Below are 26,605 nucleotides of genomic sequence, written 5' to 3' on the forward strand. Positions count from 1 at the left end.
TATCAGTCGATTCCCGGGCCGAGCGTATCGAGCAGACTGCGAATATCGGCGGGCGCGTTCTCGGGCAGCACCCATTCCGCGCGCGGTGTCCAGCGCGTGATGTGGTGTGCCATCAGCAGATCCGCGATGTGTTCGGCTTCGCGCTCCTCATGCTCGGCCGAACAGCTGCGCCCCAGCATGCGCCGCACCACGGCGGGATCGATATTGGGCGCGAGCAGCCGCAGCGCGTCCTGTCCGGTCACCGTCACCGGTTCGTGCCCGGCGAGCAGATGACCGAACTCGTGGCAGACGATGTGATCCTGATGCAGTTCGCTGGTATTGCTCTGGTAGGCCAGGAAATCGATATCCCGGGTCACCAGCAGTCCGCCCGAAAGTCCGGCCACCGGAAAGGGTTCCGGGCGCAACCGCAGCGGCCGTCCGCGCCGCCGCGCGAGCGCCTCCGCCAGCTCCGCCACCGTGAATCGAGCGGGCAGCCCGAGTCCGCGCAATTCGCGCCGCAGGCGTCGGTGCTCCATCATCGGGTGCTCAGCGCCCTCCCAGACCGCGATCCGCATGGCTCACAAGTCTTCCCCATAGTTTTCGGCCTCGATGCGCCGCAGTACATCGAGCATGGCCGCGACCGTCTCGGCTCGGACGGTACCGTGCGCCAGCCCGTCGCGCAGCACCAGTTCCAGGGCCGCCGAATCGGCGGTTCCCTTGAGCGCGTTGATCAATGCCAGTTCCCGGGCGCGCGCGACGGCCAGTTCGGGATTGGTCAGCGGATCGAGACTGTCCAGGCCGAAATAGCCGCGCAGCGCCTCGAGGGTTTCGAAGGACGGATTGACCGTCTGACCGGTGCGCAGCTTCCACAGATAGTTCGCCGACAGGCCGACGCCGGTGGTGTGCTGGATATTCTCCGCCAGCGCCCGATGGGTGATCTCGCCGTCACGTCCCTGGCCGGTCACAGGCGGATGCATACCGGCGATCAGCGCATTGAGCGCGCGGGTGAACGGATGCTGTTGCGCGGCAACCATTCTGATCTTGTCTCCTGCAGTTGACAGTCGCGGTGACCCTGATCATATACTCATCCCTACTTCGTGATCGCACACGAGCCGCTGCCCCCGAAGGGGAGGGCATCGACTACCGCGTGGTTCGCACGCGAAGTCGGAATGGGGCGACCAGAGTCGTTCGCCCCATTCATCGGGTTCGCCCTCATCGGATCCGCACCGGCAGTGTCAGTGGTCCGCGATGCCGGAATCCGCTGCGCCACGGCACATTCCGTTCCGCATCGGCCGCTCCGAGCGTCGGCAGGTGCAGATACAACTCACCCAGGATCGAGGCCAGCACCGGCCGCAGCAACGCCGTGCCGACACACGCGTGCGCGCCATATCCCAGCGCCACATGCGGATTGGGAGCGCGCCGCATGTCCAGGGCTACCGCACCGCTCGATTCCACTGCGCCGGTGAATCGTTCGGGATCGTGATTCGCCGAGGCCAGGCAGAGCAGCACCGTCTCGCCCGCCGGGATCGGCTGTCCCGCGATCACCAGATCGGTTGTCGCGAAACGGGGACTGGCGAGCACCTGCGGGGACAGGTAGCGCAGCAGCTCGTCCACCGCGACCGCGCGATCCGGGGCCGACAACAATGCCGAGAGCTGTTCGGGCCGGGTGGACAGGGTCAGCACCGCACCGGCGAGCACATCCATCAGCACCTCGTACCAGACGAACAGCAGGTAGAACAGCAGTCCGGGCAGTTCACCGGAATCACCTGCCGCACCGCCGATTCCGGAGCGCACCAGGCGGCCGAGCATGGTGTCGTCGGCACCGTCACGGCCGCGCGTGATGACAGCGGAGATGATCCGCTGCATCGCACCCAGGGTGTCCCGGGCGCGCGGACGCGCATCCGGGGCCATGGTGGCATCGGCCCAGGCCGCGAGCGAATCCCGTTCGGACTCGGGCAATCCCAGTAGTTCACCGAGAATCACGGCGGGCAATGGCAGCGCCACCCGCCGCACGAAGTCGAATTCGGCGGTCCCGTCCAGCTCCGCCACACATTTGCCGACCAGTTCCGCAGCCCGCTCGGACCAGTCTCCGGCCAAGCGCAATTCGCCGACGACCAGACTGCGCAGGCGCGCCAGCTCCGCGGGCTCACCGGTCTGGAAGACGGCCAGCGCGTCCGGCACCGCGAAGCCCCGATAGTCGTCGCCGCGGCTGTACCGCATGTTCGTCGACAGCCGGTCGTCGAGCAGTCCCGCGCGAACATCGGCGTAGCGGGTGATCAGCCAGGCGGGCGGACCGTCCGGCGTCGCCACCCGGTGCACGCCCCCGTCGTCCCGCAGCGAACGCAGCACCGGCCAGGGCTCGCGCGCGAATTCCGCATCGAAGATATTCTGCACCGCACCATCATCGCCCAAGCGGCTCAATGGGTCTCGCGCCAATCGGACAGCGCCTCGGGATTGGCGCGCAGATATTTGAGCCCCTGTTTCATGTACACGCGCGGATTGGTGTCCAGGTGCCGGGCCCACGCGGGTTTCGGATCACCGCGCATCAGCGTCCAGCAGGCCAGCGCGTATCCGAACATGGGCTGCGACAGATACCCGAGTCGCTGCGATCGCCAGCCCCGCTGATTCTGCGAGAATTGCAGAGCCGCATTGGCATTGAAGACGCCCAGCCCGAGGTAGACCGTCACCAGATCGGTGAGCTGTTCCCCGTCGCGCCGGTCGCGGTCGATGCGCCGCTCGCCCAATAGTCGTTCGTGGGCGAGTTCATGCGCGATCGCCGCCACCAGGGTGAGCTGGGAACGCAGTCGCCCCATATCGAGTGAGACCACCGCGCGCCCGTGCTCCACCCGGTAGTGGCCCGCCTCGCCGTTCGCGGTGCCCTCCAGGAAACCCATGCCCTCGGGCAGCGGGTCGCGGCCCGAATTGACCTCCACCACAAGGCGATCCCCGGCGACGCCCATATAGTCGCCGACGCTGTCCACCAGGCCGCGCACCTGGGGTTCGGTCCCGGAGTACGGGTCCGGAAACCATTCCGAGGTCGGCAGTATCACGGGCGTGCGCAGGGTGCGCGGGCCGAATTGCACCGCGCACCAGCTCAGCATTTCCTCGACCCAGAGCCGTTCCAGCTCCCCCACCGGGCAGGTCGGCCTGAAAATACCCATTGCCGCATTATGTCCGGACTGGCTGGGAGTGCACGCCGAGCCGAACCGTCGCCGATCAACCGCAGGTCAGCGGGTCACCATACGGAATGCCAAATCGCGGCCGAGGTTTCGGGACATGGCGAGGGTGAGCCACAGTCGCATGACACCGTCCACCACCTCGTGGTTCTCACCGACGTAGACCGGGCGCAGGCCGACCGCGCTGATCAGCGTCTCGACCTCCCCGCGATCCGATTCGGCACAGGAGAAGAACATGTCGGCGGGAGCACCGTCGATGATCGGCTGCTGGAAGATCTCCGCACCGAGGCTGTTGAAGGCACGGGCGTAGCGGCAGTCCGGCGCGAATTCGGCGAAGGTCGCGGCGGCATTGGCGGGTGTGCCCGGAACGTCATTGGTGGCGTCGAGCACCAGTTTGCCCGCGAGCGCGGTCGCGTGTTCGCGGGCGAAATCGGCGACCGCGTGCGGTGGAATCGCCACCAGCACCGCCGCACCGCCCGCCACGGCATCGGCAACGCTGAAACTGTCCCGCCCCGGAGTGCGGGAGCCGTAGCCGACGCAATGCCCGGCCGATGCCAGCGCGTAGCCCACCGCGCGGCCCACCCGCCCCGTTCCGATGACCGCGACACTCGCCCGCCGCACGCCATCGGCCCGCAGGCCCGGGCCCTGTAAATAGATGCTGCACATGGCAATAACGCTAGGTCGGAGGCGGGTTCGGGCGCTTCTCGATTCCTGACCGGTCCGGTCCGGGCTACGGTAGGGGGCGAATCTGTTCATCGATCGGCTGTTTCGTGGAGGCGACGTGCGCACCCTCACCCGCATACTGTTCGTCCTGCTCGTGCTCGTTGGCGGCGCCGGACTGCTGAGTCCCATCGCCTCGGCCACACCCGCCGCCCCGGCCATCGACGACGCCACCGCGACCAAACTCGACGAACTGCTGGCGCTGCGCAATTCCGCCTCGGGGGCCACCAAGGGTGAGCTGATCAACCAGCTGTCCGCGCGCTTGCTCGGCACCCCGTACGGGGCGAACATGCTGGTCGGCTCGGCCACCCAACCCGAGGAACTGATCGTCGATCTGCGCCGGGTGGACTGCTTCACCTTCCTGGACTACGTCGAAGCCCTCACCCGCTCGAGCAATCGCGCCGACTTCCTCACCAATCTCGCCGAGACGCGCTACACCAACGGCCAGGTCGCCTTCCTCAATCGCAAGCACTTCTTCACCGACTGGGCCAACACCCCGCGCACGGCGGCCACGGATATCACCGCCGGGCTCACGCCCGCGGCCGTCGCCGTGGCCAAGCACCTCAATCTGAAATCCGACGGCAGCGTCTATCTGCCCGGGCTGCCCACGGTTGATCGCACCATCACCTACATCCCGGCCGCGGCCGTCACCGATTCGGTGATCTCACAGCTGCGCACCGGCGACTATCTGGCGGCCTACGCCGATCTGCCGGGCCTGGACGTGACACACGTCGGCATCTTCGTGTCCACGCCCAACGGGCCGGTCTTCCGCAACGCCACCTCGCTCGCCGCGTATCAGGTGGTCGACACTCCGCTGCGCGAATACCTGGGCACCACACCCGGTCTGGTCGTGCTGCGGCCCAACTGATCGGCCGTTCCACCAGCGATTCCACCGCCTCCGACAGGCACGCGAACCGCAGCTGACACGTTTTCCCGAATCGGCTCCGGCGGCGTCCGATTCGCTGCATACTCCTCAATCAACACGAGTTGATTGAGGTCATATGGTCACGCGACGGGATGTGGCGCGACTGGCGGGAACGTCGGAAGCCATGGTCAGTTACGTCCTGAACGACGGCCCGCGCGGGGTCGCCCCGGCCACGCGGGAGCGCATCCTGGCCGCGGTCAAGGAACTCGGCTATCGGCCCAACGCGGTCGCCCGCTCGCTCAAGACCTCCCGCACCATGACCCTCGGGCTGGTGGTGCCGGACAACTCGAATCCCTTCTTCGCCGAATTGGCCAGGGCCATCGAGGATGTCGCGTTCGAGGCCGGATACACGCTGCTGCTCGGCAATGCCATGGAACGCGATGAGCGCGAGGCCGCCTACATTCGGATATTCATCGACCGGCAGGTGGACGGGCTGATCGTCGCGCCCGCGCACGGAATCGGCAGCTGGGTCACCGAACTCGCCGGAACCGCCGTGCCGCGGCTGGTGCTGGATCGGGAACTGGAACTGCCCGGGGCGGCGCATGTGCTGGTCGACAATGCGGGCGGCGCGTACGCGGCGACCGAACACCTACTGGGGCACGGGCTTTCCCGGATCGGATGTATCGCGGGGGTGCCCGGTATCCATCCGACCGTCGATCGGGTCGCGGGCTGGCGACGCGCGCTCGCCGACGCCGGACAGCGGCCCGCCGATGAACTGCTGGTGCACACCGCATTCGGCCGGGCCGAGGGCTATCGCGCGGGCCGGGCGCTGCTCGCCCGGCCGGATCGGCCAGAGGCGCTGTTCGTGGCCAGTGACGAGCAGGCGCTCGGCGTGCTGCGCGCCGCGGCCGAATTGGGGTTGCGGGTGCCGCGGGACCTGGCGCTGTGCGCCTTCGACGGTATCGAGGGCAGCGCGTACACGGTTCCGGCGCTGACCACCATGCGGCAGCCGTTCGAACAACTCGGGCGGGCGGCGGTCGAATGGCTGCTCGCCAAGATCGCCGATCCGGGATTGGCGCCCAGCCGGATCAGTCACGCCACCACGCTGGTCGCGCGCGGCTCCTGCGGCTGCCCGGACCCGCTCGGCGGTGATTCCGCGATCAGCGCCGGGCGCTAGCTCCACAAAGAGAGGTAAATCCGAAATGCAAAGAAGCACAGGGACGGTACTCGCCGCCGTGACGGCCGCGGCCGCACTGGTATTGAGCGGCTGCGGCACCGAACAGACCGCATCGGGACCGGCGGACTCCGGCGGTAAGCCCAAGGTCTGCCTGATTATGAAATCGCTGGCCAACGAGTATTTCCAGCAGATGCAGAAGGGCGCGAAGGAGCATGTCGACAAACTCGGCACGCTCGATCTCCAGGCCGCCGGCATTCAGAACGAGACCGACGTGGACGGGCAGATCGCACTGGTCGACAAATGCATCACCCAGCAGGTGCGGGCGATCGTGATCGCACCGGCCGATTCCAAGGCGCTGGTGCAATCGGTGGTCAAGGCCAGCAAGGCCGGGATCAAGGTCGTCAATATCGATGTGGCACTGGACCCGGACGCGCTGAAGGCCGCCGGGGTGGATATCCCGCTGGTCGGACCCGATAACCGGGCCGGGGCCAAACAGGTCGGCGATGTACTGGCCAAGGCCGTGCCGGGCGGGAAAGTCGTTATCCTGGAGGGCAATCCGGGCGCGGATAACGCGCTACAGCGCAAGAACGGCTTCAACGACACCGTCGCCGAGGCCAAGCTGACACTGCTCGATTCCAAGACCGCGCATTGGGAAACCGATGAGGCGTACACGGTGTTCGGCAATATGCTCACCGCGCATCCGGATATCCAGGGCGTGCTCGCCTCCAACGATTCCATGGCGCTGGGCGTGATCAAGGTGATCCAGGAACGCTCCGCGAATGTGAAAGTCGTGTCCATCGACAATATTCCGGCGGTCACGCCGTTCCTGAAGAACGGGCCCATGCTGGCCACACTCGACCAGTACGGCTCCGAACAGGCGGGCGACGGTATCGACGTCGCCATGCAATTGATCAATGGGCAGGCCGTCACCGGCTGGCAGAAGACCCGCATGAACGTGGTCACCGCCGGGGCGTGAGGGGCCCGGTGCGGACACGGCCGGGGTGGAGTCGGTCCAAGCGACTCCACCCCGGTCCATCGGCGAGAGTAGTGGAAACGGTATGAACCCCGAATCAACGGGCGGCGCCTTACTCGAGGTCACCGGCCTGACCAAACGATATCCGGGCGTCACGGCGCTGGACGGCGTCGATCTGAGCGTGACGGCCGGGGAGATCCACGTGCTGATCGGCGAGAACGGCGCGGGGAAGTCGACGCTGGTGAAATGCCTTGCGGGGCTGGAACAACCGGACTCCGGGCGCATGCTGCTCGGTGGTGCGGAGCATCGGCCCGGATCGGCGGCGGCGGCGCTGCACGCCGGAATCCAGGTGGTGCACCAGGAATTGGCGTTGCTGCCCGCGCTGACCGTCGCGGAGAATCTGTTCCTGCAGCGGATGCCGCGCCGGTTCGGCATTGTCGATCGGCGCGAAATGCGCAGGCGAGCAGCAGTTTTGCTGGAGCAGGTGGGTCTGGAGGTAGCGCCGGACACCCCCGTCGGTCGGCTCGGCATCGCGCAGATGCAATTGGTGGAGATCGCCAAGGCGCTGTCCACCGAATGCCGCCTGCTGATCATGGACGAGCCCACCGCGACGCTCACCCCGCGCGAGACCGCCACGCTGTTCAAGGTGATGCGGCGGCTGCGGGAGGAAGGCGTGGCGATCATCTTCATCTCGCATCATCTCGATGAGATCTTCGAGATCGGGGATCGAGTCACGGTGCTGCGCAATGGCACCGGGGTCGCGGCGCGCGAGATCGCCGGGCTGGATATTCCCGGGCTGGTGCGCATGATGGTCGGGCGCGAGCTGTCGGCCGAGTATCCCCCGGTCACCGCTAGGAGTCTCGGTGCGGAGCTACTGCGGGTTCGGGAATTGACGGTGACCCCGCGTACGCCGCCGATCTCGTTCACGGTGCGCACCGGTGAGGTGGTGGGGGTGGCCGGGCTGGTCGGCTCCGGGCGCACCGAGGCGATGCGCGCGATCTTCGGCGCGGATCGGGCCGCCGGGGGCGCGATCACGGTGCGCGACAACGCCGCTCGGATTCGGAATCCGCGCGCGGCGGTGCGGCGCGGTATCAGTCTGCTCACCGAGGATCGCAAGGCGCAGGGTCTGGTGCTGGATCTGTCCATCGCCGCGAATCTGAGCCTGGCGAGTCTGGACAAGGTCAGCGGCCTGGGGCTGCTTCGGCGCGGGGCCGAAAATGCCTCGGCGCGTGCGCTTTCGGACACGCTCCGAATCAAATCGAGCGGTATCGAGCAGACCGTGCGCGCCCTGTCCGGCGGTAATCAGCAGAAGGTGGTGCTGGGCCGCTGGCTGGCCGCCGACACCGATCTGCTGATCGTCGACGAGCCGACCCGGGGCATCGATGTCGGCGCGCGCTACGAAATCCACCAGCTGCTACTGAATCTCGCCGACGCCGGCAAAGGGGTGCTGATGGTCTCCTCCGACCTGTCCGAACTGATCGGCGTCTGCGATCGCATCCTGGTCTTCTCGGCGGGCCGGATCACCGGCGAAATCGCCCGCCCCGACTTCGATCCCGAACACATCCTCAACCTCGCCTATTCGGGCTATTTGAAAAACGGTGGTGCAGCATGACTTCCCTGAGCACGGCACGGGCCGACACCCGCACCAACCGCATCCTGACCCAGGTGCTCGGCGAAGCCGGAATCGGCGTCGCCCTGGTGGCACTGGCCGTGTTCTTCCTCGCCGCCGCACCGCATTTCGCCACCACCGGCAATATTCGCGACATCATGACCCAGATCACGCTGAACACCATTCTGGCCGTGGGCATGACCTTCGTGATCCTGGTCGGCGGTATCGATCTCTCGGTGGGATCGGTCATCGCGCTGTGCGCGGTGGTGGCGGGCAAGGCGATGGAGAACAGCGGCGCCTCCGCCATTCCCGCGGCCATCGCCCTGAGCCTGCTCATCGGCGCGCTATGCGGTCTGATCAGTGGTTTCGTCACCGAACGCTGGCGGGTACCGTCCTTCATCGTCACCCTCGGCATGCTGTACTTCGCCCGGGGCGCGGCCGAGCAATACACCGATGCCCGCACCATCTACAGCCTCCCCAAGGCACTCACCGCCTTCGGCACCCGCACCATCGCGGGCATCCCCGCGGTCTTCGCGGTGGCGCTGCTGATCGTCGCCGCGGCCTGGTTCATCCTGTCCCGCACCGTCTTCGGCCGCCTCGTCTACGCCACCGGCAATAACGAAGAGGCGGTGCGGCTCTCGGGCCACCGCACCAACCTGATCAAAATCATCTGCTTCGTCATCGGCGGACTGTGCGTGGGTATCGCCGCGATCATCTACATGGCCCGTCTCGGCGTGGCCAGCCCCATCCTCGGCCAGGGCTACGAACTCAATGCCATCGCCGCCGTGGTGATCGGCGGAGCCAGCCTGTCCGGCGGCCGCGGCTCGGTGATCGGCACGCTCCTCGGTGCCTGCCTGCTGGGCGTGCTCACCAACGGCCTGCTCCTGATGGGTGTTTCGGACTTCCAGCGCATCATGGTCACCGGTGCGGTGATCATCATCGCGGTCATTCTCGACGCCTACCGCAAACGCCTCATGACCCACCTTTCCGGCGCGTCCTGACCCTCTCAGTTGACGGTGGGAACCATCCCGCCGTCCATTCGCAGGTTCGCGCCGTTGACCGAGGCGGCGAGCGGGCTGGCGAGAAAGGCGACGAGAGCGGCGATTTCGCCGGGCTCGGTGAGGCGGTCCGACGGGTTGGCCAGGGGACCGTTCAACAGGACGCGGGTGGCGGCCGGGACATCGTCGGGCAGGTCGTGGGCGCGGGCGAACTCCCGGGCGAAGGCGTCGAAGGCGGGCAGGTGCACCGGGCCGGGACTGACCGTATTGACCGTGATTCCCGTGGCGGACAGTTCTTTCGAGAGGCTGACCGTGAGGTTGGCCAGGGCGGCCTTGGCGGCGCTGTAGGCCGCGCGCGGCGGTAGCGGATTGGGGTTCGCCGCGCTCCCGATCTGAATGACTCTGCCCCACTCGGCTTTCCGCATGGCCGGGGTGAGCGCCTGGATGAGGCGGACCGCGGCGGCGACATTGGTGTCGTAGAGGCTGAGCCAGTCGGCCGGGGTGGCGGCCGTCCACCCGTCCGTGCCGAGCCCGCCCGCATTGTTGACGAGAATGTCGATGCCGCCGAAAGCCGCCGTGGCGGTATCGGCCACCTCGCGGGCCGCCGCGTCCGAGGACAGATCCCCCAGCGCCACCGCCGATTCGCCGCCCGCCGCGGTGATCGCGTCAGCGGTCGCCCGGGTGCGCTCGGGGTCGCGCCCGTGCACGACGACCGCCGCCCCTTCGACGGCCAAGGCGAGGGCGATGGCCCGCCCGATGCCGTTCGAACTTCCGGTGACAAGGGCACGCTTATCGTGAAGTAGCAGGTCCATGCGTAATTCCTTTTAGCTTGAGACAATAGCTTGAGTCCAAGCTATTGTCCCGAAGCGTAGGGTGAGCGAATGCCTTCGTCAACCGGAAATGGATCGCACCCGGCCGAGCCACCGCAGGCTGGACCGCCGGATTCGGTGGACCGATTGCTGGCGGGCTGGGCGCGCGTACAACCGGACCTGGACTTCGCGCCGGTCGGGATCGTGCAGCGACTCGGCAAGGTGCGCCGCTACCTGGACGCCGAGATCGAAGCCGGTTTCACCGAATTCGGCCTCAACGGCCCCGACTACATCGCCCTGGCCACCCTGCGCCTGCACGAGCACGCCGGCGGCGTCTCCCAGCGCTACCTCATGCGCGAGCTCGGCCTGACCTCCGGAACGATCAGCGTCCGAGTGGACCGCCTCGTCGACCAGGGCCTGGTAACCCGCACCCCCGACCCCGGCGACCGCCGCAATTCCCTTGTCGCCCTGACCGATTCGGGCCGCGACCGCCTCGACCGGGTAACCCCGGCCCACCTGGACCTCGAAGACCGCATGCTGTCCGCCCTGGGCCCCGAGGAGCGCGCCACGCTGCGCGCGCTCCTGCACCGCCTACTCGTCTCATTCGAGGGCTCGGCACCCGATGCCGAATCCCCCAGCCTGGGAATGACTTTGGCCCCCGCCCACCTGTCCGTCACCATGCGCCAAGCCGTCGGCCTCCCCCCTGTCACCGGCCTACTGGTCCGCGAAGTCACCCCCGACTCCCCCGCCGACAAGGCCGGAATCAAGACGGGCGACGTCCTGACCCAAGTCAACGCCCGAAACCTGCGCGCGATCACCACCCTGCACACCGCACTGTCATCAGCCGACACCCTGACCATCACCCTCACCCGCGGCGTCGACGACCACCACACGATCACCATCGACCCGGACTCCCCCGATTCGGCCAAATCCGCAGCGGCCGACCCGCGACCGGGCAGCCATCTGATCTGACCGTTCAGCTCGCCCGTGGGGCGATGCTCTCCACGGTGAGTCCCGCTCTGGCGCTGCGCTTTTCGCCCCATTCGTAGAGGGCGGTCAGGACCGGGACCAGGGTCCAGCCCTCTTCGGTGAGGTCGTATTCGACCTGGGGTGGGACGGTTTCGGTGGCGGTGCGGCGGACCAGGCCGGTGGATTCGAGTTCGCGGAGTTGTTGGATGAGCATCTTCTCGCTGGTGCCGGGCATGCGGCGACGGAGTTCGCCGTAGCGGTGCGCGCCCTCCTTCAGGTGGGCCAGGATTACCGGTTTCCATTTGCCGCCGATGAGATCGACGGTTACCTCGACGGGGCAGTAATAGCGCTTGGCGGGCATGGTCACCTCGGGGTGCTTACCGGAAAGTGCGTTCTTGTAAGACTGTAATCAGCGGGCTTCGATGGACTTCGTACGCAAGCGTCGATACAGCTGATACGGAGTCGAAAGCTCATGAAGGTCATTACGTTTGATCGTTTCAAGCCGGGGGTCACGTTGGAGACCATCACTCCCTTCCTACCCGAAGAAGTGGCCAATGTGTGGCGGCTGTGGAAGGCGGGGATCGTGCGGGAGAACTACGCGCGGGCCGACGAACCAGGGGTGGTGATCGTGTTCGAGGTGGATAGTGTGGAAGAAGCGAAGCGGTATATCGAGGATTTCCCGTTGACCAAGAAGGGGTTGCTGGAGTGGACGTATGTGCCGGTCACCGCACCATTGCCATTGGAGGCGCTGATGAACAGCTCGGTCGACGTCGGTGAGCCCTACGACCGGACCAAGTGAGGGCGGCGTGCGGTACGCGTACGGGTTGAGCATTCCGCTCGAAGTCGCGGATGTGGTCGATCCGGGACGGATGGCGGTGATCATCTACGACATGCAGGTGGGGATCGTGCGGCAGATACCCGACGGTGTGCGAATCGTCGAGGCCTGTGTGCGACTGCGGGATATGGCCCGGGAGAAGGGGTTTCGAGTCTTCTACACCCGCCACATGTCGATGCCGGTGGCGGCCGCGGGCGTTTCGCAATTGCGGACCGCGATGGAGTGGCAGCACCGGGACGATCCCAACGAGGTGCGGGCGGCGTTCCCGCAGGGTTCGGCCCAGTATCAGTTGGTGCCCGAGTTGCAGCCCGGCGAGAACGAGGTGGTCTTCGACAAGATCGCCATGTCGGCGTTCGTCGGCACCCCGCTCGATATCGTCTTGCGGGACTTGGGAATCGATTCGTTCGCCATCGCGGGCATAGCGCTGGAGATCGGCATCGAGCCCACCGTGCGGCACGCCACCGATCTCGGCTACCTGCCGGTCATGGTGACCGACGCCTGTGGCGCGGGGCATCAGGAAGCGGCCGAACGAGCCTATGCCACACTGGCTTTCGCCGGCGGCTCGCGCACGACCGATAGTTCCACCCTGCTGGATCTGATGAAACGCACGTCATAGTCGGCGCTGGGCGCGGATGACCTTCGCGAAGTAGACGGGGAAGCCGCCGAGTGCGATCAGCACCATGGCGATCACCACCACACCGTGCACCATGAGCACCGCACCCGATCCGAAACACAGCAGCCCGAGCACCAGCAGCAGTATCTCGCCGCCCGGCTCCGTGTAATCCGCGCGCGGAGTTTCGGCGGGGCGAATCGGTACCAGGTAGTACGGTGCGGTCCGTGGCGGATAGCCGCCGGGCAGCGGCAGCAACCGCCGCCGCGACCGTGCCGAACCGAACTTTCCGACCTTCCGAACCATCGCGCCACCTCGCAGCCCGAGACCAATCCGTAATAAACCGGCTCAAGTACAGCACCGATTGGCCCCGAATTCAGCCTTCGCGCTAAATCTCACCTATGTCCGAATAGCTGTTGATCAGCGGCGGCGGCGCGAGCGGGCGGTGAGCAGGCCCGCGATCCAGCCGATCACGAACATCACCAGCAGGATCAGCCACATCGGTGAACTGACCGTGACGAGCAGGAATTCGATATTGACCTTGTTGCGGTTGGCGGCCACGAAGATGATCGCCAGCACGGTGATGACCAGGGCGATCCACTGGTTCGGCGTGATGCGGGAGAGCAAGGACCGCTTTTCCGGGCTACTCATGCGCACTCCTGGCGGGATAGTTCCGACCGGTCGGTGTAGCTATACGGTCAACTATCCCCCGCACGCGCGGCAAACCAGGTCAGCCGCCCAGGCGAGTCGAGGACGCACCCGGGCACACCGGTCGGGCGATCACGCCGGGTCGAGCGCCCCCGCGTGATAGCTCACGGACGCGTTCCACAGGAAGAAACTCGGAATCCCCACCGCAGCCGCGGCATCGATCTGCGCCCGCACCTGGGCATCGCCGTAACTCACTCCGAGACTGAAATCCTGCAGCCACGGAATCACCTTCGCCCCGGTGCCCTGCACCTGGCGCTGAAAATCCTGTAGCGATCGGAAGATGATGTCGTACGGCTGCGAGTTCGGGCTCGCCACATCGTATTCACCCGCATTCCAATGCGAGGGGTACAGCATGGGCGCGACGTAGTCGAGATGCCGGGCCATCTGCGGAATATCCTGGGCGATCTCATCGGGGCGCGTGGCGGCTATGCCGAAAACGGCCGCGCTCTGGAAGGCTCCGGCGGCCCGCACCGGATCACGGCTCTCGCGCAGGAACTCCGCGATCGATACCGACGGCGCATCGACCAGCCCCGGAAACACCATGCTGGACAGCGGCCCATCGGGACGGCGAATGTAGTCGTACATGATCTCGTCGAATCCCAGCCCGGCCGCCTCGGTCGCGAGATCGATGTTGTACCGGCGCATTTCGGGACTCGCGAAGTTCGTGAAGGCGATCGCGCCGTAGTGACTGGCATACGGCCCGCCCCCCGGATTCTGGATCACCCAGTCCTGGTGCCCGGCATGCCACGCCCACTCCGCCATGGTCTTGTCCCGGAACGCCACGATCCGGCCCACCACCCGAATACCCATATCGTGCAGGGTCTTCAATGCCGACCCGGCATCGTAGATCGCCGCCGACGCACCGGATTCGCGGGCCAGCGGCACCTGCGAGTCGTAGCCGACGACGCCGTCCTCATCCTTGATATCGAGCTGGACGGTATCGATCCGCCCCTCGCGCGCCATATTCAGCACATCCTCGCGCATGGGCTCGTAGGCCCAGGCGTACGCGGTGACGTGCACCGCGCGAATCCGCGGCACCTCGGCCGTGGTGGTGATGGGCTGGGTCATGGTTTTGCCGTCACCGTCGGTGGCGACCACCGTGGCCCCGGCGGCCGGACCGGGCACCGTGAGCGAGAAGGTGCCGTCCGCGCCCGGGCTGACCGGTGTGCCCGCGACGGTGATGCTCTTGGCCCCGGACGCCTTACCGCGCACCGTGATCGGCGCGTGCAGCGAGGTGACCGGAGCGGGCTGGGTCACCTCCAGGGCGAGGGGTACGGCCGCCGCGGCGGTCCGCCCGGGATCGGTACGCAGCAGACCGATGATCACACCGGCCACGACAATCACCACCACCGTGCCGACGATCAGCAGCCGTCGTCGCCCGGTAGCCGGGACCCGCTTCAACAACGCGCACACCAACTCTCACTCGAGGTCCCTCAACTATCCGCTGTCGGCGAGCCGGGCGGTTGGGATTTCCGACTCTCGCCCGAGACGGATTGCCGGACAGTAGAGTTCGACAATGGCCAAGATCACCGCCCTGCGGGTCGCCGCCACCGCACTGCTACTGTTCGCCGCCGCCTGCGGCAGTACCGGCAAGCCACCGGCCCCGGCCACCACCCCGCCGTCGGCCACCACCGCGCCGCCGCCCGATCCGGCCGCGGTCGGCGCGAACGAACTCGGGATGATCCCGATTCTGATGTACCACCAGCTCTCCCCCGCCCCCGCCGGGGACTACGACCAGACACCGGAGAAGTTCCGCGCCGAACTGGATCGGCTGCTGCGCGAGAACTACCGGCCGATCACGGTGTCCCGCTACGTCTCCGGCGCGATCGATCTGCCCGCGGGCACCCATCCGGTGGTGCTCACCTTCGACGATTCCACCGTCAGCCAGCTCGCCTTCACCGCCGAGGGCAATCCCGTGCCGGACAGCGTCATCGGCATCCTCGAGGACTTCCACACCAAACATCCCGAATTCGGCTCCACCGCAACATTCTTCGTGAACAACGAGCCGTTCGCGAATGATCCGCGCGCCCTGCCGTGGCTGGCCGCGCACGGCTACGAGATCGGCGCGCACACGGCCACGCACGCCAATCTGGGGCGTTTGGACAGTACCGGCGTTCAGCGCGAACTGGTGGAGAACCTGCGCGCCATCACCGCCGCCGTGCCGAACTCGCCCATCCGGACAATGGCACTGCCCCTTGGCATTTCGCCATCCGATCGGGGATTGGCGAGCGCGGGCAGCTGGGACGGCACGCCGTATTCCTTCGACGCGGTCATGCTGGTCGGCGCGGAACCCGCACCGTCTCCGTTCGGCGCGCTGGACGTCACCGCCATCCCGCGCATTCGCTCCGGCCGCGCACCCGTCCCGTTCGACTCCGGCTATTGGCTGGACCACCTCGCCGAACATCCGGAACAGCGCTACACCTGCGATGGCAATCCGGGTCGAATCTCGTTCCCCCGCAACCTCTCCGCCGAACTCACCGCGCGCTGGTCGCCGCAATCGGCTCCGTACTGACCGGTGCCGCGATATCACCGTCGGCATGCCGTCGGGCAAAACGCGGCGCGAGAAAGGCACAGACGATCAACTGAATCTGGTGAAAGATCATGAGCGGCAGCACGATCAGCGCCGTCTGCTGACCGGCGAACAACACCGCCGCCATCGGCAACCCCGAGGCCAGACTCTTCTTCGAGCCCGCGAAGGTGATCACGATCCGGTCCGCGAGCGCGAAATTCAACAGCCGGCCCACCCCGCCGGAAATGACCAGCACCGCCGCCAGCAGCACCGCGCAGATCAGCGCGACCTCGGCAATGCGAATCGGCGGGACCGCCCGCCAGATGCCCTGCACCGTGCCCGCGCTGAACGCGGTGTACACCACCAGCAGCACCGAACCGCGGTCGACATATTTGACCAGCGGCTGATGCCGGGTCAGCCAGCCGCCGATCACCGGGCGCAGTAGCTGCCCGATCAGGAACGGCAGCAGCAACTGCGTCATGATCGCCAGTATCGCGCCCGCGCCGATCCGCACCTCACCGCCGGTGGTCATGAGCAGCACCACCAGCAGCGGGGTGAGCAGCACCCCCAGCACATTCGAGGCCGAGGCACTCACCATGGCCGCGGCGACATTGCCGCGCGCGATGGAGGTGAAGGCGATGGAACTCTGCACGGTGGACGGCACCAGGCACAGGAACAGCACGCCGGTGCGCAGATCGGCGGGTATCACACCGCGCCCGAGCAACCAGATCCCGAGACCGAGCAGCGGGAAGATCACGAAGGTCACCGACAGCACGGTCAGGTGCAGTCGCCAATGCTTGAGGCCCGCCCACGCCTCGGCGGGCGAGAGCCGGGTGCCGTACAGCAGGAAGAGCAGGGCGATGGCGGCCTTGGTGATCCAGCCGAAGACCTCGGCGGCCGCGCCCGAGACGGGTATGACCGCGCCCAGGAACACCATGGTCAGCAACCCGATGATGAACCCGTCGATATGGAACTTGCTCAGCACCTTCACGAATGGCGACGCTACGGTCCGCCGAGGCATAGCAGAATGCGATATCGGCTATATTCGCTATCACGAATCACGATAGGCAGGAGCGCCCATGCTCGATCCGGTCATGCTGCGCAGTTTCCTGGCGGTGGAGCAGTACCGCAGTTTCAGCCAGGCCGCCCGCCAGCTCGGACTGCGCCAGCCGACGGTCAGCGGACATCTGAAGAAGCTCGAAGCCGCGCTGGGCCGTGAACTCTTCACGCGCGATACGCATTCGGTCACGCTCACCACCGAGGGCGCGGCCCTGGTTCGGTTCGCGCGCACCATCGTCGACGCCCAGGACGAGGCCATGCGCCTGTTCGGCGGTGAACAGCTCACCGGCCGAATCCGCTTCGGCGTTTCGGAAGACCTGGTCTCCCAGGCGCTTCCGGCGATCCTGCTGGAGTTCCGGCGCGCCTATCCACAGGTGGATCTGGAGCTGTTCATCGGGCTCAGCGATGAGATACACGCCGATCTGCGCGCCGATCGCATCGATCTGGCCTTCGTGAAACGCCGGCCGGGTCAGCGGCACGGACAACTGATCTTCGAGGACCGGTTCATCTGGGCCGGACCGGACGGAGCCGTTCCCGACCTCTCCCGGCCCGTCCCGGTGGTGGCTTACCCGCCACCCGGGTTGTCCGGCGAATCCGCGCTGGCGGCGCTGAAACACGCGGGTCTGGACTACCGCATCACCTGTACCACCAAGGGGCAGTTGGGACTTCGCGCCGCCGTGCTCGCCGGACTCGGCTTCGTGGTGCACAGCGAGGCGCTGCTGCCGCCGGATCTGTACCCCGTCACGGGTCTGCCGACACCGCGCCCCGAGCGCATCGAATTCGTACTGATCTCGGCCTCCCGCCGCGCGCAGTCCGCACCCGAGCAGGCGCTCACCCGGGCCATCGTGGAGAACACCAACCGCCTCAAACACGGCGATCGCGCCCGCCCCGGCTGGTGACCGATTAGTTTTCCGAACGAGCCCCGTCTGTACTGCTGACACCACCTACGGCAAGGAGCCGAAAATGCGGAAAATCACTGCGGGACTGTTCATTTCACTCGACGGCGTGATCGGCGAACCCCAGGACTGGCACTTCCCCTACTTCAACGACGAGATGGGCGCGGCGGTCGGCTCCCAGCTCGCCACCGCCGACACCCTGCTGCTCGGCCGCGCCACCTACGAGGGCTTCGCCGCCGCCTGGCCCGAGCGCGAGAACGGTGACGGTGAGGACGCCGGTATGGCGAAAACGCTCGGTGACGCGCGCAAGATCGTCGTCTCGCACCAGGACCTCGACCTGCCGTGGCGCAATTCCGAACTGCTGAAGGGCGATCTGATCGAGGCCGTCACCGCGCTCAAGCAGGAGCCGGGCGATACCGATATCGCCATCAGCGGTTCCCCGTCCATCGTGCGCCAGCTGCTGGCCGCGGGCGTGCTCGACGAATTGCACCTGCTGGTCCACCCCATCGCGCTGCGGCACGGCCTGCGCCTGTTCGACGAGGGCGACCCCATCCCGCTGCGGCTGCTGTCCGCCACCCCGTTCAGCACCGGCGTCCTGCACCTGATCTACACCTCGGACGACACCACCCGCACCGGCGGCTACACCGAGGCCACCCAGCACCTGCCGCAGGACCGATAACCGAGACATATTGGGCGGCACTGTCCCCCGCCCCGGCTAAGATCATCTTCCCCCGCGCCCGCGGGGTCTCGAATACCGCATTACAGCTGGTGGGGGAAGAAAAGTGCACGACCAGTCGGACAATTCTGTCGACGAACCCGTCCATACCGGCCCGGCCCCGACGCCGGAACCGGAGCACCCGGCGGGATGGGGCCCGGCCCCGACACCGAACACCCCGGCGGAGATGCAGTGGGCGACCGCCGGACCGGACCCGGTAGCCCACTCACGCTGGGCCCCGCCGCCGACCGGGGAGTCCCCCGCGGTGCGGCCTGCCCCGGAGTGGCCTTCCCCCGCCGAACAGGGTGGGTGGGCAGGCGCACAACCAACCGCACAGGCCGGGTTGGGTGCCGGAACCATTCCGCCCGGGCACGAGTGGGGCAGCGCGCCGACACATCCCGGAATGGGCGGCCCCGCAGCGACTCCCGCACCTGGCTGGGGTCAGGGTCCACCGGGCATCTGGCCGTCCGACGTGCCGGCCGAGCCCGAGAAGTCCTGGGCGCGGAAGCCGCTCACATGGGTCGCGGTGGCGGTGGCGATCGTGGTGGCGGTCGCGGGATCGGTGGCCGGATATCTGGTGACGCGGCCGGATCCGGTGCAGCGCTTCGCGTTCAACGCCTGCGTGTCCATCACCTCGAATCCACCGGTGGAATTCGATTGTGCGGACCCGAGTGCGCTCTATCGAATCGCGGCCCGCGAGGATGTGAAGTATCCGCTCGAGTCGGTGTGCACGAAATATCCCGATGTCACCAAGGCCATCGCCGAACCGGTGGATGCGGGAGAGCAGGTCGAAACCGTGCTGTGCCTGGCACCGACCCGGCTCAATATGAACGATCCCGGCGCGGTACAGGCCGGGGACTGCGTCGATGTGAAGGGTGCGGGCGATACGATTCTGCGCGTGCCCTGCGGCACAGGCGTTTTCGGTGCGAAGGTGCTGGCCGTCGAAATGCATCTGGCCGTGCCCGTCACCGATAAGGCGTGCAAGAACGAGACCACCGCGCGACAGGCGTACGCGCAGGCCTCATTGGGCGGGCGGGCGATCGTATTGTGCGTGACCGCAACGGATCCCACCTATCTGGGCAGTGCCGTGGTCGGCGACTGCCTCGATAAGAACATCCAGAAGATCGTGGCCTGCACCGCACCCGAGGCGTCCAAGAAGGTGCTGAAGGTGAGCACCGGATATCAGCAACCGGTGCGCCCGCAATGCCCGGATGTCGTTGCCGCCTCGGGGTTCTCCATGACGACCAATGACAAAACCGATCTGGTGCTGTCCATCTGCCTGGGCCCGGCCGATCAGAGCGATGCCGCCTACGCCAAATTCGGCGACTGCATCGCCGTCGACGGCACCGGCACCTCGGCCCGCACCCGGCGGCTGGACTGCGGCGATCCGGCGGCGCGGTTCCAGGTGACCGATGTGCACCAGCCCGACGACGGCAAATGCCCGCCGGGCTCGCCCTACATCACCATCGACGCCGGTATCAGCCTCGGCGCGACGGTGTGCGTCACCCGGAGGTGACCTGCGCGCGGGTCGCGCCGATGCGCAGCCCGCGCGTGCCCAGCCCGGTCGGCCGCAGGAACGGCAGCTCGGGCCGGGCCGCCGCGACCACCGGTGGTGGACGGAATCGTTGCACCAGTTGGGATTCGGCATACCGGCGGCAGTTCAGATGCCAGTTCAGGATCCCGGCCATCCAATCCTGGAGTTCGGCGGCACGCTGATTCAGCACCCGCTGCGCCGAGTCGTCGAGGCCGTACTCCTCGTAGAGCGTCGGCAGTTCCCGGCTCACCACGCGCTCGAACTGTTCCAGGCGGGCCGTCATCAGATCATTGATCAGCGTGACGGCCCGATCGCGGTCGCAGTCCAGGAAATTGCGGATCACGCTGACGCCATTGTGGAAGTCGCCCTCGAACTCGGTCTCCTTCTGATAGGAGAACAGATCGTTGAGCAGAACCGCGTAATCGGCGGCGGTATTCTCCAGATTCGAGAGCGTCTGGGTCCGATACACCTGCGGCGGAACCAGATTGCCGTGTGAGAGCCGGGACAGCGCCTTGGTGAGATCCGAACCGAAGGTATCGCGCCGCATTTCCACATAGTCGATGGGATCGGGGATGCGGTGCAGGGTCTGATTGAGCACTTCCCACTCGCACGCGGTGAGGAAACTCTGTACGGCCCTGCGGAATTCGGTCCGCTGCTCGGTATCCATGGCCGCGGTGGTGCGCGCCCAGAGTTCGAGCAGGCCGTGCTCGAGCGGATTCGCGGGCACGGCGGTGACCGGCTGGTCGATCGGCATGAACTCCTGTAACCGCCTGCCCTGCGCCTTCGCGCCGATCAGATTCCGGGTCGGGAAGAACGCGGCCGGATAGTAGTCGTCCACGTAGGTGCCCCAGGTGAGCCAGGCCGTGGCCAGATCGAGCTCGTCGGCGGTGGCGTCCGGGTCCAAACCCGAAGAGCAGAGCGCGAAGTCGAAATCACGTAGATCGGCTTCGCTCCAGATGTTGAGCTCCAGACCGGGCACCGGTTCGAGCATCCCCATTCCGCGCGCCCACTCGACGATATGCTCCCGGGCGCTGTCCAGCAGCGGATTCAACCGCAGTTCGAAAGGCATGTAGATCTCGGGCAGCGGTGTCGGCCCGACCGGTTCGAACGGCTCGTGCGCGAATCGCGCGAATCGCTTGAGCCCCAAGCTACTCGGGGTGATCCGCAGCGCCGACATGCCCAGCCCCGCCGGTGCGAACGCCGCGGGCAGCGCGTGCGTGGCGCTCTTGCGACTGCCCCTGTTCATATACCGGCTGGACCGCATATGCCATTCGTGCCCGCCGGACTGCCAATCCTGTAATCCCTTGGCGTACAACGCCACATCGGCCTGCTCGGCGGGAGTCACGCCGTATTCGGCGAACAGCAGCGGCAATTCGGTGAGCGCGGTGTACTCGAACTGCTGCACCCGCGAGGTGAGCAGATCGTTCACGATCTCGGCGGCCGATTGCGTCTCCTCCCCCAGGAAACGCTCCATGACCAGGATGCAGTTGGCGTTCTCGCCCTCCTGCCGCACCTCGCGCTCATAGGAGAAGATGTCATTGCGCAGGTGCACGGCGTCGGCGAAGGTATCGCACAGCACCCGCAGCGGCCGGGTCGGCGCGAGCTGGGCGGGCACCTGGGCGCCCACCGCGTGCTCCACCAGATTCGCCGACCACGGCGCACCGCCGACCTTGCGCCGCATCTCGATGTACTCGATGGGATTGGCGATCCGGCCCTCGGCGATATTGTTCAGCTCCCAGCGCGATTCCTCGAGCAGCGCCTGGGTGGTGGTGGCGAAGCGCCTGCGCCAGTCCAGCGACATGGCGGGCACCGTGCGCGGCCACAGATCGGCCAGGCCACGCTCCACCGGATTGGTCGGCTCGGGCATATCGATTCCGGTGAGCGGCATGAATTCCCGCAACCGCTCGAGATAGTCGCGCGCGCCCGCGATATCCCGGGTGCGCTTGTACAGCTCCAGGAAGTGGTCGTCGAAGTAGAAGACCCAGACGTACCAGTCGGTTATCAAATCCAGTTCCGCGCCATCACAATCCGGGTGCGTGTATGCGCACAGCAACCCGTAATCGTGCCGCTCGAGATCGTCCTCATCCCAGATGTGGTGCCCCTGTTGCGGTTCGAAGAACCCCATGTCGGCGGCCCAGCCCCGGGTGTGCGCCCGCGCCTGCTCCAGATGCGGGTTCAGCCGCGCGGGGTAGGGCATATAGAAATCGGGAAGTTCGAACGGCTGCACAGCAACCCCCTAGTCATCGACCAAAACGCCCCCAACAACGGTACGACCAGCGCCGCCAACTTTCACGGGAATCGGCTCGAACATGCTCAGTGGTCCGTTGTGCGCAGCTTGCGCATTTCCTGCCGGTAACCGACCAGCACCGTGCAGATCAGCGCCAGCGCCACCACCGTCTCGGCGATGAAGAACGATCCGAAATCGATGATCGACCCGATCGGCGGCGAGCCGGGCACCGCGTTGCGCAGCGGCACCATGGCGAACAACATGGCCGCCATCAGGGTGTTGGCGGGCCAGATCAACCCGTGCCGCCCGGAGAGCACGTAGAACGCGGCCGTGGCCGCCGCCCACGCCAGCCCGAGCATGAGCGCCATGACGAAGACCGCGAAGACGATCGAGGCCGTCGACCGGCGCACGGTCAGCACCGCGCCGACCGTATCGGCCCCGTAAGCGGTATCCGGCTTCGCGGTCACGCTGAAGGCCGCGTCCAGGCTGTACAGGTCCAGCACCACCGGAATCTCTTGCCCGCCACTGGTTCCCGCGAACGCCATGCGCGCGTCGTATTTGTCGAACGGATAGTCGGTGATCATCCCGCCGCCGCCGATGGCGACCCGCAGCTCCGAACCGGAGTTGATATCGCCCGCCCGGTACACGATGGGTTCGGAGGTGAGCCCGGAGGTGTGCAGCGTGGTGTCGGCACGGAAGCGCCCCTCGTCATCGCCGAGCGCACCGCGTGCCATCGGCGTCATCTGCATCACGAGTTCCTGTGCGGCGGCGTCGATTCGAATGATCGCGACATCCAGATCGATACGATCCGCGTGTTCCTCGGCCCCGACGACGTGCACGGCGCTGCCGTGATTCTTCTGCACCGCGTACAGCCCGAGACTGATCGCCAGCGCCGCGACCAACAGCGCGGCCGCGATCAGCACCGGCACCGCGCCGCGCATTCGACTGTTCACCGAACTCATTGCCAGAGAACTCCAACCTGTGTGCCGGACAAGGGAATTCGAGCCGAGAGACGTCGAGCTAAGGCAGCGGACCGTCCTCCTGCGTCGCGCCGACCGCGTTCAGGGTCACCCGCTCCATCTGCGGACAGCGTTTGCGGGTGTCGGTTCCGGTGTAGCGGCCGTTGCCCGCACTGGTCGCGGGGATGCCGAACCGCATCTTCGAGTATTTGGCCTGCTCGCAGGTGGTGGCCGGGTTGTTCCAGTCGAAATACTCTGTCCAGGAGACGAAGTCGGCCCCGGAGAGTTTGGCGTCGGCCTCGGTGTAGATGGTGCCGAGCGTCGTGGTGGTATTGGCCGTGGAGTTCACCACGGTGAAGGTCCAGCCGTGGGTGCCGGATTTGCTGACGGTGAGCAGGTATTGCGCACCCGCCCTTGGTCGTTCGTTCCAGCGACAGGACATGCCGACACCCTCACCGCCGAACTCGGTGCAGTAGGTGCCGTCCGAACCGGGCTTGGCCGATTTGGCGTTCCACAGCGAGCCCAGGAACATGCCGCCGCCATCGTCATGGGTTTGGAAGCCGAGATATCCACCGGTGTGCGCGGCATCGTTCAGGCTGAACTGATTCGACCAGTAGGCGTTGTAATTGCCGGGGTCGGCCTCGAGCAGCATCGGCATGCTGAACGAGGTCGGGTCGGCGGGTGGCACCCAGTAGGAGTAGGTGCCCGGGGTCGCCCCGGTGTCCTGCTCCGCGGGCGCGTCATCGGCGGCCGAGGTGGCGCAGGCGCCGGAACCGGCCACGAGCAGGGCGATGCAGGCCAGGCTGACGCCGACGCGGGGACGAGCTGAATGCTTCATCGAATTCCCCTCACGAAGAGATCGGAACACGGCAACCAGCGGAAGAACCTGTGTTCGGAACTCTACAAGGGGACGGGCTAACCGCGGTGGTGCGGGCGGGGCCGATTCGCCCAGCGCGGATTGGATTCGTCGCGACGATAGGCGGCCACCTGCCCGGCGATCGAGAAGTGCACGCGCACGGCCGCACCCAGCACCTCACCGTCGGCCGCGACGGCCTCGGGCTCGTTCAGATGCACGGTCAACTCCGGCACCAGGCGTTCGCCGTACACCTTGCTGCGGCCGATCGCGGCCAGCGACAGCGCCAGCACCGCGCGCGAACGGGAGAACCGGACATCGGCGCGCACCCAGCGCACATCCAGCAGCCCGGCGTCCAGGCGGGAACGGAAGGCCGGAACAGCGCCGTGCGGATGGTAGGGACCGTTGCCGACGAAGACGAACCACACATCGTGCCAGCGATCCTCGAAGCGAATCCGAATCGGCTCCGCGCGGCGCAGCATGATGACGAGCGCGACCGCGAAGGCCGGCCACTTACCCCAGCGCCCCTGCCATTTCTCGCGCAACCGCACCAGATCCGGATACGCGCCCAGGCTCGCGGTATTGATCAGATGGTGGGTGCGCGAACCGGTGGCCGTCTCGAGTTCCACGCTCGCGACATCGACCGCGACGGCCTCGCCCACACCGGTCGAGTCCACCACCTCCAGCAGGTCGTAGACGCCGAGATCGCGGGCGAAGTGATTGAGCGTGCCGGTGGGAATGACCACCAGCGGCAGGTCATGTCCGAGCGCGACCGTGGCCGCCGCCGCGATGGTGCCGTCACCACCGGCCGCTCCGACCGCGCGCACCTCGCCGGTGTACTCCGCCAGCAGCGTCCGCAGATGCTCCACGACATCGCGGCCCGGCTCGGTGCGGTAGACGGTGGCCGCGGGCAAGGCGGCCACGACATCGTCGTACGGGTCGTAGCCCGCCGCGCCGGAAACCGGATTCACCAGCAGCACAAGACCTTTGCCGTCGACCAGGGCCGGAGCCTCACGGACCGGGCGCGCCTGCGCCTCATCCGAGACGCGCACCGGCCACCAGCGCCGGGTGGCCAGCGCGACCCCGGAACCCACTGCCGCGCCGACGAATACGTCCGAGGGCCAGTGCACACCGGTGTGCACCCGCGAATACGCCACCGAGGCCGCCAGCGGGGCCACCACCAGCGCGGCGCGCGGACTCTCCAGCGCCACCGCCGTCGCGAAGGCCGCGGCCGAGGCACTGTGCCCGGACGGGAAGGACGAGGAGGTCGGGAAGCGCATCAACCGCCGCGCCGAGGGCAGCGCCTCGGCGGCCGGGCGGCGGCGCGCGAACATCGATTTGAGCACCACGTTGACCGTGAAACTCGCGCCCGCGACCGAGATGACACCGCGCAGTGCGGCCCGCCGCGTCGAGCCCTGGCGCGCGGCCAGCAGCATCGCGATACCCGCCCACAGCACCCCGCGATCCGCGGTCTGGGTCAACCGCAGCATGCCCCGATCGACCCCGGTCACCGGAATCCGCCCCACCGCACCGTTCACGGCTCGGTCAAAATTGCCCACTCGCTGAAAGTTTCGCCCAAACCAAGCACTCACCCCATCGAACCTACCGGGTGACAGGATGCGGCGAAGTGCTTGCGCCAACGGCGCATTCATCGATCGCGGTAATAGCGGTCGAGGAAGCGGTGCAGGATCTCGGCTGGTACGGGCACCGATTCGCGATGGCCCAGAGCGGTCAGCAGGTCGGCCTCCTCGGGATCGAAATAGCCTGCGTTGCGATAGATCTCGATGCGCAGCGCGAGGCCGTCACCATCGAGTTCGGGATGGAATTGGGTGGCGTACACATGCTCGCCGACCCGCACCATCTGCACCGGGCAGCCCGCGGAATCGGCCAGCAGCACCGCACCGGGCGGAGTTTCCTGGCAGGCTTCCTTATGGCCGACGAAGGCCCGGAAGGACTTCGGCAGGCCCGCGAGCAGCGCGTCCGCCTCGGCCTCCGCGGTGAGTTCGATCGTGGTCGCCCCGGCGGTTTCGCCGAAGCGTTCATCGCTGACCCGTCCACCGAGCACATCGGCCAGAATACTCAGGCCGTAGCACGCGCCGAGGTAGGGGAAGTCGCGCGCGACTATCTCGGAGACCAATTTGCGCAGCTTGGGCTCGAATTCGCGCTGATAGTCGTACTTGCGCGCGTCGGGGTTGCTGACATTGCTCGGACCGCCGCCGACAATCACCGCGGCGTAGTCGTCCAGTGCCAGATCCGGGAATTCGCGATCCATCTGCACCCGCACCAGGTCGCCGGGCGACAGCTCGCCCATACGCAGGATGGCGGCGTACTCGTCATCCGCCGCGGCGGTTTCCGGACGTAACTGCAGCAGCACGCAGGGCTTGGGCATGGATTCGATTATGGAATACCGAGCGCCCGGAAAACT

General features: G+C 66.9%; 28 protein-coding genes. 12 read left to right on the top strand and 16 right to left on the bottom strand.

Going from position 1 to position 26,605, the window contains the following annotated elements:
- Positions 1-2: 2 nt before the first annotated feature.
- The 5 genes from ACFVUS_RS41455 to ACFVUS_RS41475 form a co-directional block, all read right to left on the bottom strand.
- A complete protein-coding gene (locus tag ACFVUS_RS41455; protein WP_387780222.1) occupies positions 3-554 on the bottom strand; it encodes a hypothetical protein in 552 nt (183 codons plus the stop codon).
- A 3-nt stretch (positions 555-557) separates the two neighbouring features.
- Entirely contained in the window at positions 558-1,013 is a 456-nt protein-coding gene (locus ACFVUS_RS41460; protein ID WP_387780225.1) for a hypothetical protein, read from the bottom strand.
- Between the two features lie 178 nt (positions 1,014-1,191).
- Positions 1,192-2,373 carry a cytochrome P450 gene (locus tag ACFVUS_RS41465; RefSeq protein WP_387780228.1) on the bottom strand — a complete coding sequence of 394 codons (1,182 nt, stop codon included), beginning with the start codon at positions 2,371-2,373 and terminating at the stop codon, positions 1,192-1,194.
- Positions 2,374-2,396: 23 nt separating this feature from the next.
- On the bottom strand, positions 2,397-3,140 hold the full coding sequence (locus ACFVUS_RS41470; RefSeq protein WP_387780231.1) for a hypothetical protein: 744 nt from the start codon (positions 3,138-3,140) through the stop codon (positions 2,397-2,399).
- A 66-nt stretch (positions 3,141-3,206) separates the two neighbouring features.
- A complete protein-coding gene (locus tag ACFVUS_RS41475; protein ID WP_387780234.1) occupies positions 3,207-3,821 on the bottom strand; it encodes an NADPH-dependent F420 reductase in 615 nt (204 codons plus the stop codon).
- A 115-nt stretch (positions 3,822-3,936) separates the two neighbouring features.
- Here ACFVUS_RS41475 and ACFVUS_RS41480 point away from each other — a divergent pair, with 115 nt between their 5' ends.
- The 5 genes from ACFVUS_RS41480 (at position 3,937) to ACFVUS_RS41500 (ending at position 9,500) form a co-directional block, all read left to right on the top strand.
- The gene (locus ACFVUS_RS41480) at positions 3,937-4,743 is read left to right on the top strand and encodes a DUF1460 domain-containing protein (protein ID WP_387780237.1); all 807 of its coding nucleotides are present in this window, start codon (positions 3,937-3,939) and stop codon (positions 4,741-4,743) included.
- A gap of 133 nt (positions 4,744-4,876) precedes the next feature.
- Entirely contained in the window at positions 4,877-5,917 is a 1,041-nt protein-coding gene (locus tag ACFVUS_RS41485; protein ID WP_387780240.1) for a LacI family DNA-binding transcriptional regulator, read from the top strand.
- 25 nt (positions 5,918-5,942) lie between these two features.
- Positions 5,943-6,893, top strand: a complete 951-nt coding sequence (locus tag ACFVUS_RS41490; protein ID WP_387780243.1) for a sugar ABC transporter substrate-binding protein — start codon at positions 5,943-5,945, stop codon at positions 6,891-6,893.
- 82 nt (positions 6,894-6,975) lie between these two features.
- Positions 6,976-8,502, top strand: a complete 1,527-nt coding sequence (locus ACFVUS_RS41495) for a sugar ABC transporter ATP-binding protein (RefSeq protein WP_387780246.1) — start codon at positions 6,976-6,978, stop codon at positions 8,500-8,502.
- Entirely contained in the window at positions 8,499-9,500 is a 1,002-nt protein-coding gene (locus ACFVUS_RS41500; RefSeq protein WP_387780249.1) for an ABC transporter permease, read from the top strand. Before ACFVUS_RS41495 ends, ACFVUS_RS41500 begins: the two co-directional genes overlap by 4 nt.
- A gap of 5 nt (positions 9,501-9,505) precedes the next feature.
- Here the strand turns inward: ACFVUS_RS41500 and ACFVUS_RS41505 are convergent, their stop codons facing one another.
- On the bottom strand, positions 9,506-10,309 hold the full coding sequence (locus ACFVUS_RS41505) for an SDR family NAD(P)-dependent oxidoreductase (RefSeq protein ID WP_387780252.1): 804 nt from the start codon (positions 10,307-10,309) through the stop codon (positions 9,506-9,508).
- Between the two features lie 69 nt (positions 10,310-10,378).
- Here ACFVUS_RS41505 and ACFVUS_RS41510 point away from each other — a divergent pair, with 69 nt between their 5' ends.
- Positions 10,379-11,278 (top strand): MarR family transcriptional regulator, encoded by a 900-nt coding sequence (locus ACFVUS_RS41510; protein WP_387780255.1) that lies wholly within the window; start codon positions 10,379-10,381, stop codon positions 11,276-11,278.
- A gap of 4 nt (positions 11,279-11,282) precedes the next feature.
- Here the strand turns inward: ACFVUS_RS41510 and ACFVUS_RS41515 are convergent, their stop codons facing one another.
- Positions 11,283-11,636, bottom strand: a complete 354-nt coding sequence (locus tag ACFVUS_RS41515; protein ID WP_387780783.1) for a winged helix-turn-helix transcriptional regulator — start codon at positions 11,634-11,636, stop codon at positions 11,283-11,285.
- 111 nt (positions 11,637-11,747) lie between these two features.
- Here ACFVUS_RS41515 and ACFVUS_RS41520 point away from each other — a divergent pair, with 111 nt between their 5' ends.
- Together ACFVUS_RS41520 and ACFVUS_RS41525 are read left to right on the top strand one after the other, a co-directional pair.
- Entirely contained in the window at positions 11,748-12,074 is a 327-nt protein-coding gene (locus ACFVUS_RS41520; protein WP_387780258.1) for a hypothetical protein, read from the top strand.
- Between the two features lie 7 nt (positions 12,075-12,081).
- Complete coding sequence (locus ACFVUS_RS41525) at positions 12,082-12,726, top strand: cysteine hydrolase family protein (RefSeq protein ID WP_387780261.1); 645 nt, start codon at positions 12,082-12,084, stop codon at positions 12,724-12,726.
- On the opposite strand, the gene ACFVUS_RS41530 is transcribed toward ACFVUS_RS41525, so the two are convergent.
- The 3 genes from ACFVUS_RS41530 to ACFVUS_RS41540 form a co-directional block, all read right to left on the bottom strand.
- Positions 12,721-13,026, bottom strand: coding sequence for a hypothetical protein (locus tag ACFVUS_RS41530; protein ID WP_387780264.1), 306 nt, complete (start codon positions 13,024-13,026; stop codon positions 12,721-12,723). The two genes, ACFVUS_RS41525 and ACFVUS_RS41530, sit on opposite strands and share 6 nt — an antisense overlap.
- Positions 13,027-13,140: 114 nt before the next feature.
- A complete protein-coding gene (locus ACFVUS_RS41535; protein ID WP_387780267.1) occupies positions 13,141-13,371 on the bottom strand; it encodes a lipopolysaccharide assembly protein LapA domain-containing protein in 231 nt (76 codons plus the stop codon).
- A 129-nt stretch (positions 13,372-13,500) separates the two neighbouring features.
- A complete protein-coding gene (locus ACFVUS_RS41540) occupies positions 13,501-14,832 on the bottom strand; it encodes a putative glycoside hydrolase (RefSeq protein ID WP_387780270.1) in 1,332 nt (443 codons plus the stop codon).
- Between the two features lie 112 nt (positions 14,833-14,944).
- Between ACFVUS_RS41540 and ACFVUS_RS41545 the strand changes: the two genes are divergently transcribed.
- Positions 14,945-15,940: a polysaccharide deacetylase family protein gene (locus ACFVUS_RS41545; protein WP_387780273.1), complete on the top strand. Its 996-nt coding sequence runs from the start codon at positions 14,945-14,947 to the stop codon at positions 15,938-15,940.
- Here the strand turns inward: ACFVUS_RS41545 and ACFVUS_RS41550 are convergent.
- The gene (locus tag ACFVUS_RS41550) at positions 15,903-16,928 is read right to left on the bottom strand and encodes a bile acid:sodium symporter family protein (protein WP_387780276.1); all 1,026 of its coding nucleotides are present in this window, start codon (positions 16,926-16,928) and stop codon (positions 15,903-15,905) included. The genes ACFVUS_RS41545 and ACFVUS_RS41550 overlap by 38 nt on opposite strands.
- Positions 16,929-17,016: 88 nt before the next feature.
- Here ACFVUS_RS41550 and ACFVUS_RS41555 point away from each other — a divergent pair, with 88 nt between their 5' ends.
- From ACFVUS_RS41555 to ACFVUS_RS41565, 3 genes are all read left to right on the top strand, one after another.
- Entirely contained in the window at positions 17,017-17,895 is an 879-nt protein-coding gene (locus ACFVUS_RS41555; RefSeq protein WP_387780279.1) for a LysR family transcriptional regulator, read from the top strand.
- 64 nt (positions 17,896-17,959) lie between these two features.
- The gene (locus ACFVUS_RS41560; RefSeq protein ID WP_387780282.1) at positions 17,960-18,571 is read left to right on the top strand and encodes a dihydrofolate reductase family protein; all 612 of its coding nucleotides are present in this window, start codon (positions 17,960-17,962) and stop codon (positions 18,569-18,571) included.
- A 439-nt stretch (positions 18,572-19,010) separates the two neighbouring features.
- On the top strand, positions 19,011-20,123 hold the full coding sequence (locus tag ACFVUS_RS41565; RefSeq protein WP_387780285.1) for a hypothetical protein: 1,113 nt from the start codon (positions 19,011-19,013) through the stop codon (positions 20,121-20,123).
- On the opposite strand, the gene ACFVUS_RS41570 is transcribed toward ACFVUS_RS41565, so the two are convergent.
- From ACFVUS_RS41570 to ACFVUS_RS41590, 5 genes are all read right to left on the bottom strand, one after another.
- The gene (locus ACFVUS_RS41570) at positions 20,110-22,368 is read right to left on the bottom strand and encodes a germacradienol/geosmin synthase (protein WP_387780288.1); all 2,259 of its coding nucleotides are present in this window, start codon (positions 22,366-22,368) and stop codon (positions 20,110-20,112) included. The two genes, ACFVUS_RS41565 and ACFVUS_RS41570, sit on opposite strands and share 14 nt — an antisense overlap.
- 86 nt (positions 22,369-22,454) lie before the next feature.
- Positions 22,455-23,330 (bottom strand): DUF4436 family protein, encoded by an 876-nt coding sequence (locus tag ACFVUS_RS41575; protein WP_387780291.1) that lies wholly within the window; start codon positions 23,328-23,330, stop codon positions 22,455-22,457.
- 58 nt (positions 23,331-23,388) lie between these two features.
- Positions 23,389-24,165 (bottom strand): DUF3472 domain-containing protein, encoded by a 777-nt coding sequence (locus ACFVUS_RS41580; protein ID WP_387780294.1) that lies wholly within the window; start codon positions 24,163-24,165, stop codon positions 23,389-23,391.
- A 77-nt stretch (positions 24,166-24,242) separates the two neighbouring features.
- Complete coding sequence (locus tag ACFVUS_RS41585; protein WP_387780297.1) at positions 24,243-25,739, bottom strand: bifunctional phosphatase PAP2/diacylglycerol kinase family protein; 1,497 nt, start codon at positions 25,737-25,739, stop codon at positions 24,243-24,245.
- 89 nt (positions 25,740-25,828) lie between these two features.
- The gene (locus ACFVUS_RS41590) at positions 25,829-26,569 is read right to left on the bottom strand and encodes a glutamine amidotransferase (protein ID WP_387780300.1); all 741 of its coding nucleotides are present in this window, start codon (positions 26,567-26,569) and stop codon (positions 25,829-25,831) included.
- Positions 26,570-26,605 lie beyond the last annotated feature (36 nt).

Origin of the sequence: Nocardia sp. NPDC058058 (assembly GCF_042885355.1) — a bacterium.
Taxonomy (GTDB): domain Bacteria; phylum Actinomycetota; class Actinomycetes; order Mycobacteriales; family Mycobacteriaceae; genus Nocardia.